The following is an 18,211-nucleotide window of genomic DNA, read 5'->3' as shown; positions in this document are numbered from 1 at the left end:
ATGATTTTAACAAGTTTAAAAGATTATACAACATTACATAACGGTGTAAAAATGCCTTGGTTTGGTTTAGGTGTTTTTAAAGTAGAAGATGGTTCAGAAGTAATTGATTCTGTAAAAGCAGCAATTAAAAATGGCTACCGCAGCATCGATACTGCAGCAATCTATCAAAATGAAGAAGGCGTTGGACAAGCGATTCGTGAATCCGGTGTTTCACGTGAAGAATTATTTATTACCTCAAAAGTATGGAATAGCGATCAAGGATATGAAACAACACTTCAAGCATTTGAAACTACATTAGAGAAATTAGGTCTAGAATATTTAGATTTATATTTAGTACATTGGCCTGTAAAAGGGAAATATACTGAATCATGGAAAGCATTAGAAAAACTTTATAAAGATGGCCGTGTTCGCGCTATCGGTGTGAGTAATTTCCACATTCACCACTTACAAGACGTATTTGAAATTGCTGAAATTAAGCCAATGGTCAACCAAGTGGAATATCACCCACGTTTAGCACAAGAAGAGCTACATGCATTCTGTAAAGAACATAATATCCAGCTTGAAGCTTGGTCACCATTAATGCAAGGACAACTACTAGATAATCCAACGTTACAAGAAATTGCGACAAAATATAATAAATCAACTGCGCAAATTATTTTACGCTGGGATTTACAAAACGAAGTTGTAACAATCCCTAAATCAATTAAAGAACATCGCATTATTGAAAATGCAAACATCTTCGACTTTGAATTAAGTGCTGATGATATGAAAGCAATTCAAGCTTTAAATGAAGATCGTCGCGTTGGTCCAGATCCAGATAACTTTAACTTCTAGTAGAAAAACCACTGCCATATGCAGTGGTTTTTTTGTTTAAGGAAACTGAAAATTTAAACTATATTTTATTTGGTTGACACTTCATTATTCAAGGTGTAAGATTTTGAATTATCAAAGAAACACAAAAATTAATAAAATTTATTCGTTTACTCATTGTATCAAGAGAGGTGGAGGGACTGGCCCTTTGAAACCTCGGCAGCAGGTTCATTTTGAATACTGTGCCACTTCCTGCAAGCTTTATGCTTGAAAGATAGAATGAGGGACTTCGTTTATATACGGGTGCATAACTTGTACGTAAAAATCCCTCTTTCTCAATATGAAAAGAGGGATTTTTTATTTTTTATTTCCCTCATCATCATCCAAACTTAATTATTTAGGAGGAAAATCAAATGAAAAAGAAGTTTGTACCCGGTATTGCATCAGTTGTAGGAGTAAGTATTTTATTAACTGGTTGCGGTAGTTATAAAAACGAAGCAAGCGGAGCAAATGCAAAAGACGAGGCACCTAGCAAACAGGTTTTAAATTTATCTTCACCTACTGAAATACGAACAATGGATACGGCCCGTGCTACAGATACTGATTCTGGTCAAGTAATGAGAAACGTATTTGAAGGTTTGTATAATCTTGGTGAAGGTAACAAACCTTTCCCTGGCGTTGCAAAATCTCATGAAGTAAGTGGCGATAAAACAAAATACACATTCCATTTGCGAGATTCAAAATGGTCAAACGGCACTCCTGTTACAGCGAAAGATTTTGTGTTCGCTTGGCAGAGAGCCGTAGATCCAGCAACAGCCTCTGAATATGCATTTCTATTCTTTGATATTAAAAATGCAACAAAAATTAACAACAAAGAACTTCCAACCGACCAACTTGGTGTAAAAGCAGTTGATGACCATACGTTTGAGGTAGAATTGGAGCGTCCTGTTCCGTATTTTATTAGCTTAACAGCGTTCCCAACATTTCTACCAATTAACGAGGAATTCTTTAAAGCACAAGGTGATAAGTACGCTTTAGAAGATAATACAATCTTGTACAATGGAGCTTTTACACTAAGCGATTGGAAGCACGAACAAAGCTTTAAATTTAAGAAGAACCCTACCTATTGGGATAAAGATACTGTCAAACTAGAAGAAATCAATTTTAACGTCGTAAAAGAAAAATCAACAGAAGTAAATTTATTCGAGTCAAAACAATTAGATCGTATAAAACTAACATCTGACTTCGTTGATAAATATAAAAAAGATGCTAACTTTAAAGAACGTCCAAATGTAGGCGTACAATTTTTACGCATGAATCAACAAAACAAAGTACTTCAAAACGTTTCTGCACGCCAAGCAATCGATCAAACAATTGATAGAAAATCCTTTGTAAATACGTTATTAAATGATGGCTCTACACCAACATTTGGTCTCGTTCCAAAAAACTTTGCAAAAGGACCTGAAGGAAAAGACTTCCGTACTGCAAACGGCGATTTAACAAAAGTTGATACAAAATCTGCACAAGAATTATGGAAAAAAGCTAAACAAGAGCTTGGTTCTGAAAAGATAACATTAGAATTATTAACGAGTGATGCTGACCTTGATAAGAAAACTGGTGAATTCTTAAAAGGGCAACTAGAAAAGAATCTAGATGGATTAACAGTAAATATAAAACCGCAACCACGTAAGCAACAAGTTTCGCTTTTATTAAAAGGTGACTACGAAATCGGAATTGACGGCTGGAGCCCTGACTTTGCGGATCCAATTACATTCCTTGAGCTATTTACAACGAATAACCCTTATAACTTAGATCATTACTCTAATAAGGAATTCGATGAAGCAATAGCAAAAGTGAAAACAACTTTAGCTGGTGATGAAAAAGCTCGCTGGGAAGCATTACTAGAATCCGAGAAAATATTATTTAAAGACTCTGTTATCGCTCCTCTTTACCAAAAAGGCGAATCTTATTTAGAACGTTCTTATGTGAAAGGAATTGTGCAAGTAGACTTTGCGGGTCAATTAAACTTCAAATGGGCAAAAATTGAAAAATAAAGTAAAACCGTAATAAGTGGGGGTTCTTCATCCCCACTTATTATTAGCCCACACCAATTGTTTTTTTAGCAAAATATATTAAAAGTAGGTTCTCTCACACAAGAGAATCTACTTTTTTAATATATTATTCCAAGAAATTAACATTCTATTTTTATTATTGACATATAGTTCTTTCCAGTGTTAATATTCTAAATAATCAAATAAACAAAATATTTCACCGTCAAAATATAATGTCTACTAAGTTGAAACATATAACGATAGATTATAGCTCAACATGTATATACATATAGAACACCTGATTACCTATAAACAAATATTTATAATAGGTTCTATCTCCTTCTATAGCTACTTCAAGACATGGACATTATGACGTTACGAACAACACATTTAGGGAGGAACGAACAATGAAGAAAAAAGTTGTACCTGTTGTTGCATCTGTTTTAGGGGCAAGTCTATTACTAACTGCTTGCGGGGGAAATAAAGATAATGCAGGCGGAGCGAAAGCAAACGATAAAGTACCTGATAAACAAGCAATTAACTTATCATTCGCTTCAGAAATTCCAACAATGGATGTTGCAAAAGCAACGGATGGGGAATCCATGAATGTAATGCGCAATGTATTTGAAGGTTTATATGCAATGGGAGAAGATAATAAACCAATTCCTGGTGTTGCTGAGTCGGTTGACATTAGTCCCGATAAAACAAAATATACATTTCATCTGCGTGATTCAAAATGGTCAAACGGTACTCCTGTTACAGCAAAGGACTTCGTCTTTGCTTGGCAGCGTGCCGTAAATCCTGATACAGCAGCTGAATACGCATTCTTATTCTTCGATGTACAGAATGCGAAACAAATAAACCAAAAACAATTACCAATTGATCAACTAGGGGTCAAAGCTGTTGATGACAAAACGTTAGAAGTACAACTAGACCGTCCTGTTCCCTACTTCTTAAGCTTAACGACATTCTCAACATTCTTACCAATTAATGAGGAGTACTTAAAATCTCAAGGCGATAAATACGGTTTAGAAACAAATCATTTAATTTACAACGGTGCTTTCACATTAGATAACTGGAAACACGAACAAAGTTTCCAATTGAAGAAAAACCCTAACTATTGGGATGCTAAAACGGTAAAATTAGAAGAAATCAACTTCAATGTCGTTAAAGATAAGTCTACAGAAGTGAACTTATATGATTCAGGACAAATTGATCGCGTTGCTTTAACTGCAGAGTTTGTTGATAAATATAAGAGCGATCCAAACTTCAAGGAACGCGCTGAAGTCGGCATTCAATTCTTACGACTAAATCAGAAAAATGAAACATTAAAAAATCAACATGCACGCCTTGCTATTAACGGCGCAATGAATAAAAAGGCTTACGTAGAAACAATTTTAAATAACGGTGCTATTCCAGCTGAAGGAATGGTTCCTGCGAAATTTGCAAAGAGTCCAGAAGGCAATGACTTCCGTAAAGAAAATGGAAATCTAGTCAGGGATGATGTGAAAACAGCGAAAGAAAACTGGAAAAAAGCAAAACAAGAACTTGGTACTGACAAAGTAACAATCGAACTATTAACAAGTGACAATGCTTTAGCTAAAAAGACTGGTGAATATTTAAAAGGTGAATTAGAAAAAAACCTAGATGGATTAACAGTGAATTTAAAACCACAACCACGTAAACAACAGTTGAAACTACTATTAAGTGGTGACTATGAAATTGGTATTGACGGCTGGGGCCCTGACTTCGCTGATCCAATTACATTCTTAGATTTATTTACAACAGATAGTGCTTATAACTTCGATAAATACTCTAACAAAGAATACGATGAGCTAATTCATAAAGTGAAAACAGATTTAGCTGGCGATGAAAAAGCACGCTTTGAAGCAATGAAGCAAGCTGAAAAAATTCTATTACAAGACGGCGCTGTCGCTCCTTTATACCAACAAGGTCGTTCTTACTTACAACGCTCTTTCATTAAAGGACTTGTAACGACTGACTTCGGCGGTGAATTTAACTACAAGTGGACAGAAGTTGCAAAATAACAAAAGTAAAAAGGTATCCTACGAAGGATACCTTTTTACTTTTATACAACTTTAACTACAGAGCTTCTTCCCTTTACCATTCCTTTTATAGCTAAAGTCTTCACTGCTACTAATTGTTTAACCAATACAATAACTAATAATGAAATAATATTTCTCTCTAAACTAACTCCTCCGAATATTATTGTATAATAGCCATTTGCTGCATATGTTGCTTGAAATAATTCACCAATCGTTTGGTACGTTTTAGAAAGCATTTCAGTACCTCCTCACAACTTCAATTTACCATATACATACAAATCTTTTTTGATTTAAATTGCGGATTAGTCCTTGTGACTGCAGGATAATAATTTATTTTCAACACATACATAATTACATGTTTTTGGGAAAAACTTGTATAGAACGAATTTACATAAGGAGGAATTTATAATGAGAACTCTACTATCAGTTTTATTAGCTCTTATGCTAGTACCTGCATTAACAGGATGTAAAGCCCCTGCAAAAGAAGACACAACTTCTAATAAAAAGACGACTGAAGAAGCAAAAAATGAGGCTCCTGCAGATTTAAAACTAAACTTTAATGAATTTAGTTTAGATGCAGACTATCAAGATACGAAGAAAGACTACGAAGCTGATTATAAGAATGTAGCCGCTGATAAGAAAATGGAAGCAAAGCTTGAAGACCATAAAACAAATGCAAAGTTTACTGGTGACGAGGCTATTACAAAATTAAGCCCACTTCTACAAGAATTAAAATTTGATAAAGATACTGCTGACCAAGAAGTAATCGATCAAGTAGTGAACGTGTTCAAACTTGATAAAGACTATCAAAAATTTGATTTAGAAGTTGTCTTCTCTGATGGAACGAAAAAAGAATATAAAAGAGAAATAAAATAAAGAAGTAGGCGGTTGCCTACTTCTTTATTTTTGCATATCTTAAATCTGGTTTAGATCCAACATAATATTGAAGTCCAGATACCGTTTGTTTTTGTAAATAGGAATCCGACGGGAATATAATTGGAATTAATGGTGAATCTGTAAACATAATATCTTCCGCTTTATGCAATAAGTCAAAACGCTTATCTTCATTTTGTTCAACTTCTGCTTCCTTCACTAAAGCATCAAATTCTTTATTATGCCATTTTGCATAATTGTTTGGACCATCACCTGCATATAAATCTAATTTAGTAATTGGGTCTAATAAAGAACCGCCCCATCCCATATAAGCTAATTGGAAATCACTTTGCTTATATGTGTCGATGTAACTCTTCCACTCTTTATTTTCTAATTTAATATCTACGCCAAGATTTTTCTTAAACATTTCTTGCATTGCTTCTGCTACTTTTTTATGTTGTGTATCTGTAGTGAATTTTAATGTTACTTCAGGTAATGTAGACCAGCCTTGTTCTTTCATGCCTTCTTCTAATAATTTTTTCGCTTCTGCTGGATCAAATTTAACGTAACCACCTTTTTCTTTACGGAAATCACGCCCACTTTGTGTTTTTGCTCCTTCTGGAACGAATGCATTTGCTTCTTGTGCATTGTTTTTATACAGTTTTTCAACAATAAATTTACGATCAACCGCTAATGAAAATGCTTTACGTACTTTCGCATTTGTAAACGGCTCTTTTTCTACGTTAAACGAATAAATATAAGATGAGAATCCTGCAACACGCTTATATTCTTTATTTCCTTTTTCTTTTTCAATCATCTCTTGTGGTAAACCACTTAGTAAATCTAATTCTTTTGATTTAAATAATTGATACGCTGTTTTAGAATCTGGAATAATACGAAACTCAATTTCTTTTAATGTTACCTTTTTATCATAGTATTCTTTATTTTTTTGTACTGTAATAGCCTGATTATGCTTCCATTCTTTTAATGTGAATGGTCCGTTCGTAATTAACTCTTTTGGATCTGTTTTTAATTTATTATTATCATCAATTGATTTTTTAGATAATGGAATGAATAATGAACTTGCCAATTTTTGTTTAATAGAAGACACTGGGTGCTCAAGTGTTACCTTTAATGTTTGAGGATCAATGACTTGAATGCCAACTTGTCCTTCTTCACCTTTTCCAGTATTGTATGCCTCTGCCCCTTTAATAAAATACATTTCTGTTGCATTCATAGAACCCGTTTTCGGATTTAATAATCGCTTCCATGCAAATTCAAAATCATTTGCTGTAATAGCAGAACCATCTGACCATTTAATATCTTTCTTTAAATGAATTGTATACTCAGTTCCATCAGCATTTACTTCTTCTTTCTCTGCTAATTCATTTTGATATTTCCCATCACTATCTTGCGTATATAAGCTTGAGAATAAATGTCCAATTACATAACCTGAAGTACTATCTGTCGCAATAGCGGAATCAAGTGTATATGGATCGCTACCAATATTCGTTACTAATCGATCTCCTTCTCCCTTACCAGCACTCGCCTTTTGCGTCTCTTTCTTACCGCAAGCGACAGAAGTAATTGCTAAAACAGTCATAATAACAAACAGTAAAAACTTCTTCATCCTACATTCTCCTTTAACCCGAAATTTTTGGTGTTGATGCTAATAATGTTTTTGTATAAGAATGTTGTGGATTACGGAAGACTTCGTCCGTATTTCCAAATTCAACAAGTTCTCCTTTGTATAAGACAGCTACTTTTTCACATAAATAGTGAACCATCGGTAAATCGTGCGCGATGAATAAATATGTATAACCTTGTTCTTTTTGGATTTTTTGCAGCAGATGTACAATTTGAATTTGCAATGAAACATCTAATGCTGAAATTGGTTCATCAAGAATTAATACTTCTGGCTCACACAATAACGCTCTTGCAATAGCAATTCGTTGACGTTGTCCTCCGCTAAATTCGTGTGGATAGCGATCGATATATCGTCTATCTAATCCCACACGTTCTAGCGCATCACCTGCTACTTTATCCTTTAATCCTTTATCACCTAAACCGAATGAAATATAACCTTCCGTTACGCTATCGCGTACTTTCCAGCGCGGATTTAATGCTGCTGTGGAATCTTGAAAAATGAACTGTACTTTCTGTAAAAAATCTCGCCTATGAGCTGATTTCAGCTTGTGAACGACTTGACCGTTATAATCAATTTCACCAGACGTTGGACTCTCAATCCCTGCTATGAGCTTTCCAAGTGTTGTTTTTCCTGAACCACTTTCACCAATAATGCCAAGTGTTGTTCCTTTCGGAATAGAAAGTGATATGTCTTTTAACGCTGTGATTTCTTTACTTTTACTTCCATACGTTTTCGTTACTTGCTTTATAGTAATTAAATCTGTCTTCATGAGGCATTCACCTTCTCTTTTGATTTCGCTTTATTATGCTCTAGAACATGTTGCCAACAATGTGAACTATGCTCCTTAGAATATGTGGTTCTCTCTGGAAAACGATGAATACATTCTTTTATCGCTACTGGACAACGATTTACAAAAGGACAACCAAAGCTATTTAATATTTCAATGGAAGGTGTCGTTCCTTCTATAGCACGTAATACCTTTTCGGAATCATCCATATTCGGAATTGCTTGTAATAAACTTTTCGTATATGGATGTTTAGGAGAACCTATTACCTCCCGTATCGTTCCTTTTTCAACGACACGTCCCCCATACATAACAACTACTCGATCAGCTACTTCACGTACAAGTGCCAAATCATGTGTAATTAATAAAATACTCGTATTTTGTTTTTCTTTTCTTTCTTTTAATAGCCCCATAATTTGTTTCTGAATCGTTACATCTAATGCTGTCGTAGGTTCATCCGCAATAACGAGTTTTGGGTGGCAGGCAAATGCGATTGCTAAACAAATACGTTGCCTCATGCCTCCGCTTAATTGATGTGGGTACTGTTCAAAGCGTTTCTCTGCTTCATGTATCCCTAAATCATTTAATAAGTTAATCGCAATTTCTTTTGCTTCTTTTTTCGATTTCTTTTCGTGTTGCAAAATCACCTCTGTAATTTGCCTTCCAACCTTCATCGTCGGATTTAAAGATGAAAGTGGATCTTGAAAGATAAAAGCAATATCTTTCCCACGAATTTGATTCCATTCTGATTCTTGTAGATTCGTTAATTCCTCTGATTCAAAAGATATATTTCCATCATCAATATGAATTGATTCTTGATTTAAGCCGATAATAGATTGTGCTGTAACACTTTTCCCTGAGCCACTTTCTCCTACAAGTGCAACTATTTCACCTTCGTTAATAGAAAAGGAAACATGTTTCACAATCGCTTGCTTACTATTCTCTTTTTCAACGGCTAACGTTACGTTTTCTAAAGATAAGATTTGTGCCATGTTTTTTCTCCTTTCGATTCCGTTTGACGATTTTTGGATCAATCGCATCTTGCAAACCATCACCAATTGCATTAAATGCGAACATAATGAGTGCAATCATGATTGCCGGGAAAAATAGCTGCCACCATTCTCCGCTCAATAATGTCCCGAGTGCATCATTCGTCATCGTCCCCCAACTTGCCGCTGGTGATTGTACTCCAAGTCCTATAAAGCTTAAAAATGATTCTGAAAAAATAGCTGCTGGAATTGTAAATGATAAATTCACGATAATAATCCCTGTTAAATTCGGAATTAAATGCCCATATATAATTTTCATATGTGATGTACCTAATCGCTCTGCTGCAATAACAAACTCTCGTTGTTTTAAAGATAAAACTTGCGCCCTAACGAGACGTGCCATACCAATCCATCCTGTTAATGCAAGGGCGATGATAATGGTAAAAAGACCTGGTTTCATAACAATTAATAGTAAAATAACAATTAATAAATATGGGATACCGTATAACACTTCGATTCCTCTTATAATCCACTCATCAATTAACGTTCCAAGGCGATTACGCCCTCTCACATATCCACTAAATCCACCAATCAGTACACCAAGACCTATATCGAGGGCAGCTGCTACTAATCCAACTGTTAGTGAAATCTTCCCACCAGCCCAAGTACGTGCCCAAATATCTCTCCCTAGATCATCTGTTCCAAACCAATGTTCACTACTCGGCGGTAAATTTGTTGCCTCTTTTACTTGTTCACTCGCAGTAAATGAAGTTAAACTTTCGCCAATAAGCGAGAAAACAATAATTAGCAATAACGTCACTGTTCCTAAAACTGCGATTGGATTCGATATAAACTTACGAAACACTTCTTTCTTTCTGCTAATCTTTTGCTGATCTTTATTTATCGTTAATTCTTTTTTCTCTTCTTTCGTTAATAACTGTTCATTAATCTCATAAGCCCCCATTTAAATATCCCCCCTCCTTATGTAATAGAACGAATACGCGGATCAACAATGCGATGAATAATATCTGTAATGAAAATACAAGCAATTAATAATGCACTATAGAAAATCGTTGTTCCCATAATCACCGGATAGTCTCGGTTAAAAATACTATCTACAAAATATTTTCCTAGGCCAGGAATTGAAAAGATTTTTTCAATAACGAAAGTCCCTGTTAAGAGTCCAGCCATTAACGGTCCAACAAATGTAAGTACTGGAACAATCGCATTTCGAAGAGCGTGTCTTATAATAATCTTCTTAATTGGTATACCTTTTGCTCTTGCTAGCTTAATATAATCACTCTGCAGTACTTCGATCATATTAGAACGAACAAACCTTGTAATAACTGCGATTGGCCCTAACGCTAATGCAAAGGATGGCAATACCGTATGTTCGAATGTTCCCCAAGAGGCTACTGGTAAAAACTCAAATTGGATAGCGAATACTTGTATAAATAGTGGTGCTAAAATAAAACTTGGAATAGAAATACCTAAAATTGCGAGCAAACTCACACTATAGTCAATTACTCTCCCATGATATAGAGCAGCAAATGTCCCTGCCGCAATTCCTACTAACAATGAAATAACAAGTGCTTGTAGACCAATAATTGCCGATGGACCAAAGCCAGTTGTTATAATTTCTGATACACCTTGCCCGGTTGATTGAACAGATTCACCAAAATCAAAATGAACTACACCGTCTAAATAAGCAACATATTGATTCCATAACGGTTCATCAAGGTGATACTTCGCTCTCATGTTTTGGATCACTTCTTCAGGAAAGATTTTTGCATCTGATGAAAATGGATCTCCCGGAATAATATGCATAATTAGAAATGTCACTGTCGTAATAACCCATAGTGTGAACACCATAACCGATAATTTTTTAATTACATACACTTCAATAACCCCCTAAACACATGAATTTACTTTGTTTTATGAATGTACTTTTTCCATTACTCCCTTTTCTCTTTTTAGAATACAAAAAGCCTTGATCTTAAAAAATAAGATCAAGGCTTAACAAACAAAGGCCCATCACTTATCTTTCAAGACTTGCTTGCTGGAATTAGCACGGTGTTCCTATTACAGAACCCGCTGCTGAGGTGTCATAGGGCCAGTCCCTCTACCTCTCTGGATAAGTAAATTGCTATATTATTATTTGGTTCAAATTGTATATTTCGAATTATAATTCTGAAAAATCGAAAAGTCAATCAAATTGGATAAATTTAGAAAAATCAGTTTTTAATTCATTTATCGAAATTACAGTTTTCGGCTTATAATAAAAAGAAATGATGTTAAAGGAGTTATAAGATGGACCCCTTACTTCTTGCTACTATAGGATTACCCTTAACAATCGTTATACTTGTCATGATCGGCTCCTATAAACTCTTTATTAAAAAGAAACGTATTACTTCTTTTTATACTCCTTTCGATAATATTACCGGGCAAACTATTTCCGAATTTCACGAAGAACAGAAAATATTAGCATCTGAGGATGAAGACGGAGATGGCAAGAAGAAAAAATAACCTTGCACAGGCAAGGTTATTTTTTCGTTTCTGCTTGAAAACGTTTATAGTATGTCGATGCTGTTGCAAAGTTAATTTCTATATCCCGAATCAACGATGAATCTTCTTCTTTAGCTAACTTCTGTAATTTTTTCATCGCTTGTTCTGATTCATTCAAGAAACCAACATATACCTCATGTTCTTGCTCTTTCGACTTCGGAACACGAATTTCTTTACGTATATGATCAATATCTTCTAACATGCTCGTTGTTACCTTTTGCACGTCTTCTTTATATGTAGCATTCGTTATTTCCTTACCGCCCTTTTCTTTTGCCACTTCAAATAACTGCAGTGCTTTATTAATTTCTTTATTCATTTTTATATCGTATTTTTCATGTACTGCAAGGTATTCTTTCATCTCTTCTGTTTGTTCAGTAGATTGCTCTACCTTTTCTTTCGGTTCTTTCGGTTCTTTCGTATCTTTATTTCCATTACATCCTGCTAGAAGGATCATACTTCCCATTACAGCAATACCCAAAACCTTCTTCATCTCTTCTTCTCCTTTTATCTACAGCTATTACTCATTATAGTTTCTTTTATCTCCACTTGTTATTATACCGAGAACGCCCTACTTTTTACACTTAAGACGACATCGTAATATATATACCAACATGTTTGTCACAGTATCGTCACTTTATACAAATAACTTTTGCAATGCTTTACTACATCACCTTACAAAACTGTAAGCACACATAAAGAACAAACCATGCTAGACTTACATATGCATAACGCAAACATATGTAAGGTTTTAAGGAGAATCATCTATGTACAACACAATGCCTTTTATGGGAGAAGATATTCGTGTCCTTATTCGCGAAAAATCACTTCATATCGAAAATACAGAGAGCCTTCGCCGCGTATTAAAGAAGAAGCATGCTCCATTTAAGTTAGCTCAATATTTAAAACAACAACATACAAATCAATTTCATACCGTGCTAAATATATCGGATAAATCATTAACAATCGAAATCATCGGTCATGTCTACATTGGAAACTTTGCAGATACCTTAAAGGAAATCCCACGTATACCGAAGATTGCTCCTATTATCGTTAAAAAAGCGTATAAAATTACTGACCATACCGATATTATCGACTGTGGGGAAAAAGAAGTCGATAGTAATCGCTGGGTGTGGGATAAACTTGCTGTTTTATATGATACGATTATGAATAATATGTATGAGGTATTTCAAAGAAATGAAAAAAAGAACTGATTCAAACATTCCCTTTGAATCAGTTCTTTTTTTTTAAGCCTCTAAATTTTGTCTTTGTTGCAGTTCAAACTGCTTCTCACTTCTTCTGGCCATAAATAGATAACATAATACTGCTCCTACTTCACAAAGCGCAATAACAACACCCATCGGTAACGCTGTATTACTCCCACCAATACCTACTAGCGGAGCGACAAGCGCTCCTGAAATGAACTGTAATAAGCCTAATAAAGCTGACGCTGTTCCTGCAGCTTGCTTCTGATTTCTCATCGCTAATGAGAACCCAGTTGTTGATACAACCCCGACACTTGATACAACAAGGAATAACGAACATAAAACACCGATTAAACCTATTCCTAGTACGATTGTCAGTAGTAAAGATAGGCCACCAACAGCTGCGATAATAATACCAGCAACAAATAATGTCTTCTCATTCACTTTCCCCGCTAAACGACCCGTTACCTGACTAGCAATAATAATACCGATGCCGTTAATCGCAAAGAATAAACTAAATTGCTGTGGTGATGCTCCGTATATGTTCTGCAACACAAATGGTGAGCCCGAAATGTATGCAAACATTGCCGCTGTTACTAATCCTTGTGACAATGCATATCCCATAAACAGACGGTCCTTTAACAATTTTCCGTACGTCGCCAAAGTCCCTGACAAACCACCCTTTTCTCTTTCTTCAGGAGGTAATGTTTCACGCAATACAAAAGTAGCTGAGATTAACATGAATACGCTAATTGCTCCAAGAACGATGAAAACACCGCGCCACGTTGTAAACTGTAATAATTGCCCCCCAATAATCGGTGCCAAAATAGGTGCTGCTCCGTTTACTAACATAAGCAGTGAGAAAAACTTCGTCATTTCAGAACCTGAGTACATATCACGTACCATTGCACGTGATATAACAATCCCGGCTGATCCTGAAGCTCCTTGTAGGAAGCGCAATAATACTAATGTCCAAATAGATGGCGCAACAGCACAAAGTAAAGAAGAAGCAACATAAATAATAAGAGCAATAATAAGTGGTTTGCGTCTTCCGTAAATATCGCTAATTGAGCCAACAAATAATTGTCCTACTGACAGCCCAAGCAAACAAGCTGTTAATGTAAGCTGCGCTAGGGATGCACCTGTTTGCAAATCATCCGTTAACTTCGGTAATGAAGGCAAATACATATCAATAGATAATGGCCCAATCGCCGTAAGTGTTCCTAATACAAGAATCATCCATAACCTGTTTGCCTTTACAGGTTTATATATTTCGTGATTAACTTCATTCACTTTTTCAATTCACCCTTTCCTATACACACTGAATCGTAACAATTATAGTTACATCATAAACATACGTCAAGTACAGCGCATTTTCCTCTTTCATAATGTAAAAAAAGCGATAGAAATTCTATCGCTTTACTTTTTCACATTGCTATTCGCAAATTTAGATACCGAGGCCATCGTCTCTCCTGTATCTAAATATGTAATTTGAATTGGGTCTCCTACTTCTGTAAACATAGCATACGGGAATTTCTTCACTGGTATCATAAATACCTTTTGTTCATTCTCTAAAAGTACGTACACGATTGTATTTTCACCTGATTTCTCTTTATATACACGTTGTACAATACCTTCTTTTTGCGCTTCTTTTCCTGTTGAGGTTGGTCTAAAGGTATCACCATTACCGCTCATTACGTTTTTATAATTCTCAAGCGCTTCTTTCTGCGTCGAACCTGTCGCAAATATTTTTGCATTAGCAGCATATACAACTGTATGTGCACGTACTAGGCCTCCGTCATCAACAACCGGAATAATCCAAGCTGGTTTTCCGTATACGTTATAAATGACAGGCATTGTCCCATGCCATTTCTCTCTCTTAAAGGAATTATCCACTACTTCTGTAGCTGCTGAACCATCCATAATCCCCTTCACTTCTTTTCCATTATAGTAATATAGCTTGCCTGTGCGTGCATCTACTAATGAATAGCCTAGGGCTGAATCTACTCCTTCTTTTGGAGAAGTAAAGTCTGTAAAATAATACAGTGTTCCATCTTTACCAAAGATTGGGGTCACGCCTTCTTTCGTTCCCCACTCAGTCGGAATTTTCATATCTGTTTGTGAGAATTTCGTATTCCAAAATCCGTGAATATATTTACCAAAGTACGTATTTAACGTAGATGCAGTCTCATGATTTAATACACCATCAACAAATTTAGGTGCCTTTCCTTTATCATATCTTTTCACTTCACCTGTTTGTGCATCTACTACGACAACACCTTCTACCTCAAATCCAGATCTTCCTGAAATAAATTCACCATACGTCATTGTATAATATGGTTTTCCTTTATCATCAACCTCAAATTTAGGTTTTCCTTTAAAGATTAAATTTGGTTCTGCTTGCCTTACCACACGCTCTAAATTATTACCAAAAAACATGCTTGGCACATATTTCATTTTATAACCGAGGTGCAGTTTCGCTTCCGCATCAGGATTCGTACCTGACATCGTTACATACCCTGGAATTGTCTCAGCTTTACGCGCTTTAAAAAATCCTGAAACTTCAATCGGCGCTACATATAAAGCTTCGCCGTTTACCATTTGTGGCGTTAATTCTCCTAGCTCAAAATAAGCTACTTTCGGAATATCACCAAATACTTTTTTCATCTTATTCTCCGCTGTCTTTGGCGGCACTGTAAACGGCTGATCATTTTCAGTAAATGGCTCTGAAATATCTTTCTCTATCTTAACAACAGAATCATATTTCTTTTGCGAGATTACTATATCGTGCAAATAACCAAAGTAGCCGTAACTTGCGAGTAAAATAAACATTAGAAGTCCTTTTAATGTACCTTCTAATTTCCCTATTTGATCTTGTGAAAATAAAACAAGCCCAATTAAAATTGCTACTGCAACAGAATAATGAGTAAGAATCGAGTCTACTCGATCATCAATTAGCCAAAAGTATTCATAGATTGCAATACCTATCCAAAATAAAACCGGAATAACTAAAATAGATGATTTCTTACCCTTTACAACCTTCTTATCTCCCTTCTTATCCACTGCTCGAAGCTTACTACTACTTCTTGTCCATGGAATCAAAAACAAAGTAAGAATAGCTAAAACTACAAATTTCATCAAAGGCACTGTCCCCTTTTCTTTTGTATTCCCTTTTAGTATAACAAATAAAGGGTATTAAGGTGAAAATAGGAATAGTTATATTTTTTTACTACTTAATACAATCCCGCTCACTACATATAGAATAGATGCAATATAAAAAATTGTACCGATCGTAAAGAAATCTACTAAATATCCCGTGGCAATAACCGCTACTGCTCCGCCAATGGATGTCCACACATGGTATTTTCCAATCTCATAACCAGCCTTTTCCTGCGCAACCTTTCGTGCTAATGAAGTCTTCTCAGTATTACGCTGCACAGCACCTAAAACTCCCATTACAATTTGAAGAATATACACATGCCATACTTCCGTGGCAATCGGAAAGCAAAGCATTAAGATTGCCATGGACCAAGCGTATATGATTAATAATTTTTTATCACCTACTTGATCAGATACCTTTCCCACTAGTGGATATACAAGTGCTGATGTTAAAGCAAATAAGCCATACGCCCAGCCAAATTGCGAGAAGCTATTTCCAACGTTTCGAAGTAATAATATATAAAAAGGAAATACCATACTTCCTGCCATCATGATAATACTTTGCGAAGCCACAAATCTTCTATATGTCATTTCGTATACTCCCTATAAAATAAATTAACAAATCTCTCTTCTGAATCTACTTCCTTCTTTTTCTTGAGAAATTCTTCAATACGAGGATATGCCCTTTTTAACTGCTCTTTCGTTGGATAAGAATAGTACGGCAAATAGTAACTACCGTTATGCTTTAAAGTAACATCAATCATCTTCCGAATGACATCCTCTGTTTTCTTTATCTCACTCTCTGAGCGTCCCTGGTTAATCAAAAGAACCAGCGCAAACATATCATCTTTCGCATAGGACAAAACTGCATTTTCATTCTTTTCCACGTAACGAATCGTAATGTTGAGTAAATTAAACTCTTCTTCATTTAATGCGTTACGTAAATCATCTATATACTCCGTGAAAGCATCTATAGGCACAAAGTATTCTTGTAACACTTCGGTCCTATTTGGATTTTCATATTCCATAAAAGCACTATCTGATCTCATAACATTATTACGCGTCTCATACTTTCCATCTGTACGTTCAAAATAACCTCTTTGTATATCCCAAAATGTATTCTTTCCCCAATCACTATAACGTGATAACCCAAGTAAAAATTTAGGTGCAGCTATAATATTTTCTTCCTTTAATTCACTGTACTCTTCTCTCATATTTTGATTTTGTGCCAAAGTATAATCCGTCACATACATCTCTTTTAAAAATGAATTTGGAGCAACAGAAATACGCGCTAAGTGCATACGAACATTCTCATCTCTTTTCACTTTCTCTTTGAAATAAGATGCGTATTCTTTATAATCTATCATTCTCGTGTGCATTTCATATAATTCATCATCTGTTAACTTCAGCGTCACATCTAAAATAACTCCAAATAAACCGTAACCCCCAATGACATATGGAAATAACTCTGCATTTTCTTCTCTACTTACATTACGTATCGTGCCATCTGCCATTAACAATCTAAATGAATCTACTGTATCAATTAGTGCCTCATGACGAATATCACGCCCATGTACATTTACACTTAATGAACCACCAACAGTAAAAATATTTTGAGACTGCATGACCTGTACCGCAAGGCCATATGGATTTATTTTCTTCTGAATATCATTCCACGTGACACCACTTTGAACTGTAATACGCTTCTTCTCTGGATCGAATTCTAATATTTTATTATATCCTTTCATATCGAGCATCGTGCCATTCGGATAATATGTCTGTCCTCCTTGGCTATGTTGCATGCCTGCAATGGAAATTTTCTCTCCTGAAACTTTTGCATCTCGCACTAATTTTATTAACGAGTGCTCTTCCGTAGCACTTTCAACACGTTTTATTTTTGTCGGAAGCAATTTACCTACATCACTCATAATAGGATGATCAATTTGTTTTTTATACGTATGTACAGACATTGCAAGCAAAACCGTATATGCGACAATGACCACTACTATCTTTCTTTTTTTCAAAGGACACTCTCCTTATTAGCAACAAAAAGAGATACCCGTT

17 protein-coding genes and 2 riboswitches are annotated in these 18,211 nt (G+C 35.3%); of the genes, 6 read left to right on the top strand and 11 right to left on the bottom strand.

Annotated elements, in window-relative coordinates; translation table 11 throughout:
- The 3 genes from QCI81_RS15395 (at window position 1) to QCI81_RS15385 (ending at window position 4,909) form a co-directional block, all read left to right on the top strand.
- Window positions 1-834: an aldo/keto reductase gene (locus QCI81_RS15395; protein ID WP_000604196.1), complete on the top strand. Its 834-nt coding sequence runs from the start codon at window positions 1-3 to the stop codon at window positions 832-834.
- Window positions 835-986: 152 nt separating this feature from the next.
- Window positions 987-1,091, top strand: a riboswitch (SAM riboswitch).
- 132 nt (window positions 1,092-1,223) lie between these two features.
- Entirely contained in the window at window positions 1,224-2,864 is a 1,641-nt protein-coding gene (locus QCI81_RS15390) for a peptide ABC transporter substrate-binding protein (protein ID WP_071731296.1), read from the top strand.
- 404 nt (window positions 2,865-3,268) lie between these two features.
- Window positions 3,269-4,909 (top strand): peptide ABC transporter substrate-binding protein, encoded by a 1,641-nt coding sequence (locus QCI81_RS15385; RefSeq protein ID WP_071731295.1) that lies wholly within the window; start codon window positions 3,269-3,271, stop codon window positions 4,907-4,909.
- 41 nt (window positions 4,910-4,950) lie between these two features.
- On the opposite strand, the gene QCI81_RS15380 is transcribed toward QCI81_RS15385, so the two are convergent.
- On the bottom strand, window positions 4,951-5,163 hold the full coding sequence (locus QCI81_RS15380; RefSeq protein ID WP_071731294.1) for a hypothetical protein: 213 nt from the start codon (window positions 5,161-5,163) through the stop codon (window positions 4,951-4,953).
- Between the two features lie 172 nt (window positions 5,164-5,335).
- Here QCI81_RS15380 and QCI81_RS15375 point away from each other — a divergent pair, with 172 nt between their 5' ends.
- Window positions 5,336-5,803 (top strand): YusW family protein, encoded by a 468-nt coding sequence (locus tag QCI81_RS15375; RefSeq protein ID WP_065481507.1) that lies wholly within the window; start codon window positions 5,336-5,338, stop codon window positions 5,801-5,803.
- 16 nt (window positions 5,804-5,819) lie between these two features.
- On the opposite strand, the gene QCI81_RS15370 is transcribed toward QCI81_RS15375, so the two are convergent.
- The 5 genes from QCI81_RS15370 to QCI81_RS15350 are packed head-to-tail and all read right to left on the bottom strand — an operon-like array spanning window position 5,820 to window position 11,120.
- Complete coding sequence (locus QCI81_RS15370) at window positions 5,820-7,430, bottom strand: peptide ABC transporter substrate-binding protein (RefSeq protein ID WP_071731293.1); 1,611 nt, start codon at window positions 7,428-7,430, stop codon at window positions 5,820-5,822.
- Between the two features lie 13 nt (window positions 7,431-7,443).
- Window positions 7,444-8,217 carry an ABC transporter ATP-binding protein gene (locus QCI81_RS15365; protein WP_071731292.1) on the bottom strand — a complete coding sequence of 258 codons (774 nt, stop codon included), beginning with the start codon at window positions 8,215-8,217 and terminating at the stop codon, window positions 7,444-7,446.
- Window positions 8,214-9,224 carry an ABC transporter ATP-binding protein gene (locus tag QCI81_RS15360; RefSeq protein ID WP_098852989.1) on the bottom strand — a complete coding sequence of 337 codons (1,011 nt, stop codon included), beginning with the start codon at window positions 9,222-9,224 and terminating at the stop codon, window positions 8,214-8,216. The genes QCI81_RS15365 and QCI81_RS15360 overlap by 4 nt, the downstream gene beginning before the upstream one ends.
- Window positions 9,181-10,185, bottom strand: coding sequence for an ABC transporter permease (locus tag QCI81_RS15355; RefSeq protein ID WP_063546211.1), 1,005 nt, complete (start codon window positions 10,183-10,185; stop codon window positions 9,181-9,183). The genes QCI81_RS15360 and QCI81_RS15355 overlap by 44 nt, the downstream gene beginning before the upstream one ends.
- Before the next feature lie 17 nt (window positions 10,186-10,202).
- Complete coding sequence (locus QCI81_RS15350; protein WP_000289326.1) at window positions 10,203-11,120, bottom strand: ABC transporter permease; 918 nt, start codon at window positions 11,118-11,120, stop codon at window positions 10,203-10,205.
- Window positions 11,121-11,256: 136 nt separating this feature from the next.
- Window positions 11,257-11,362, bottom strand: a riboswitch (SAM riboswitch).
- 169 nt (window positions 11,363-11,531) lie between these two features.
- Here QCI81_RS15350 and QCI81_RS15345 point away from each other — a divergent pair.
- Window positions 11,532-11,747, top strand: coding sequence for a DUF3951 domain-containing protein (locus QCI81_RS15345; protein WP_071731291.1), 216 nt, complete (start codon window positions 11,532-11,534; stop codon window positions 11,745-11,747).
- Window positions 11,748-11,763: 16 nt separating this feature from the next.
- On the opposite strand, the gene QCI81_RS15340 is transcribed toward QCI81_RS15345, so the two are convergent.
- Window positions 11,764-12,276, bottom strand: coding sequence for a hypothetical protein (locus QCI81_RS15340; protein ID WP_071731290.1), 513 nt, complete (start codon window positions 12,274-12,276; stop codon window positions 11,764-11,766).
- A gap of 274 nt (window positions 12,277-12,550) precedes the next feature.
- Between QCI81_RS15340 and QCI81_RS15335 the strand changes: the two genes are divergently transcribed.
- Entirely contained in the window at window positions 12,551-12,997 is a 447-nt protein-coding gene (locus QCI81_RS15335) for a hypothetical protein (protein ID WP_000282869.1), read from the top strand.
- 33 nt (window positions 12,998-13,030) lie between these two features.
- Here the strand turns inward: QCI81_RS15335 and QCI81_RS15330 are convergent, their stop codons facing one another.
- The 4 genes from QCI81_RS15330 to QCI81_RS15315 form a co-directional block, all read right to left on the bottom strand.
- Window positions 13,031-14,290: a multidrug effflux MFS transporter gene (locus QCI81_RS15330; protein ID WP_223259190.1), complete on the bottom strand. Its 1,260-nt coding sequence runs from the start codon at window positions 14,288-14,290 to the stop codon at window positions 13,031-13,033.
- A 117-nt stretch (window positions 14,291-14,407) separates the two neighbouring features.
- Window positions 14,408-16,126, bottom strand: a complete 1,719-nt coding sequence (locus QCI81_RS15325; RefSeq protein ID WP_064531591.1) for a DUF3981 domain-containing protein — start codon at window positions 16,124-16,126, stop codon at window positions 14,408-14,410.
- Window positions 16,127-16,204: 78 nt separating this feature from the next.
- The gene (locus tag QCI81_RS15320; protein WP_000222367.1) at window positions 16,205-16,738 is read right to left on the bottom strand and encodes an MFS transporter; all 534 of its coding nucleotides are present in this window, start codon (window positions 16,736-16,738) and stop codon (window positions 16,205-16,207) included.
- Window positions 16,735-18,171 (bottom strand): FAD-binding oxidoreductase, encoded by a 1,437-nt coding sequence (locus QCI81_RS15315; RefSeq protein WP_071731289.1) that lies wholly within the window; start codon window positions 18,169-18,171, stop codon window positions 16,735-16,737. The genes QCI81_RS15320 and QCI81_RS15315 overlap by 4 nt, the downstream gene beginning before the upstream one ends.
- Between the last annotated feature and the right edge of the window lie 40 nt (window positions 18,172-18,211).

Origin of the sequence: Bacillus cereus group sp. MG20, assembly GCF_040459885.1 — a bacterium.
Classification (GTDB): Bacteria; Bacillota; Bacilli; order Bacillales; family Bacillaceae_G; genus Bacillus_A; species Bacillus_A cereus.
Note: the sequence above shows the minus strand (reverse complement) of the source record. Positions and strands in the feature narration are given on the sequence as shown.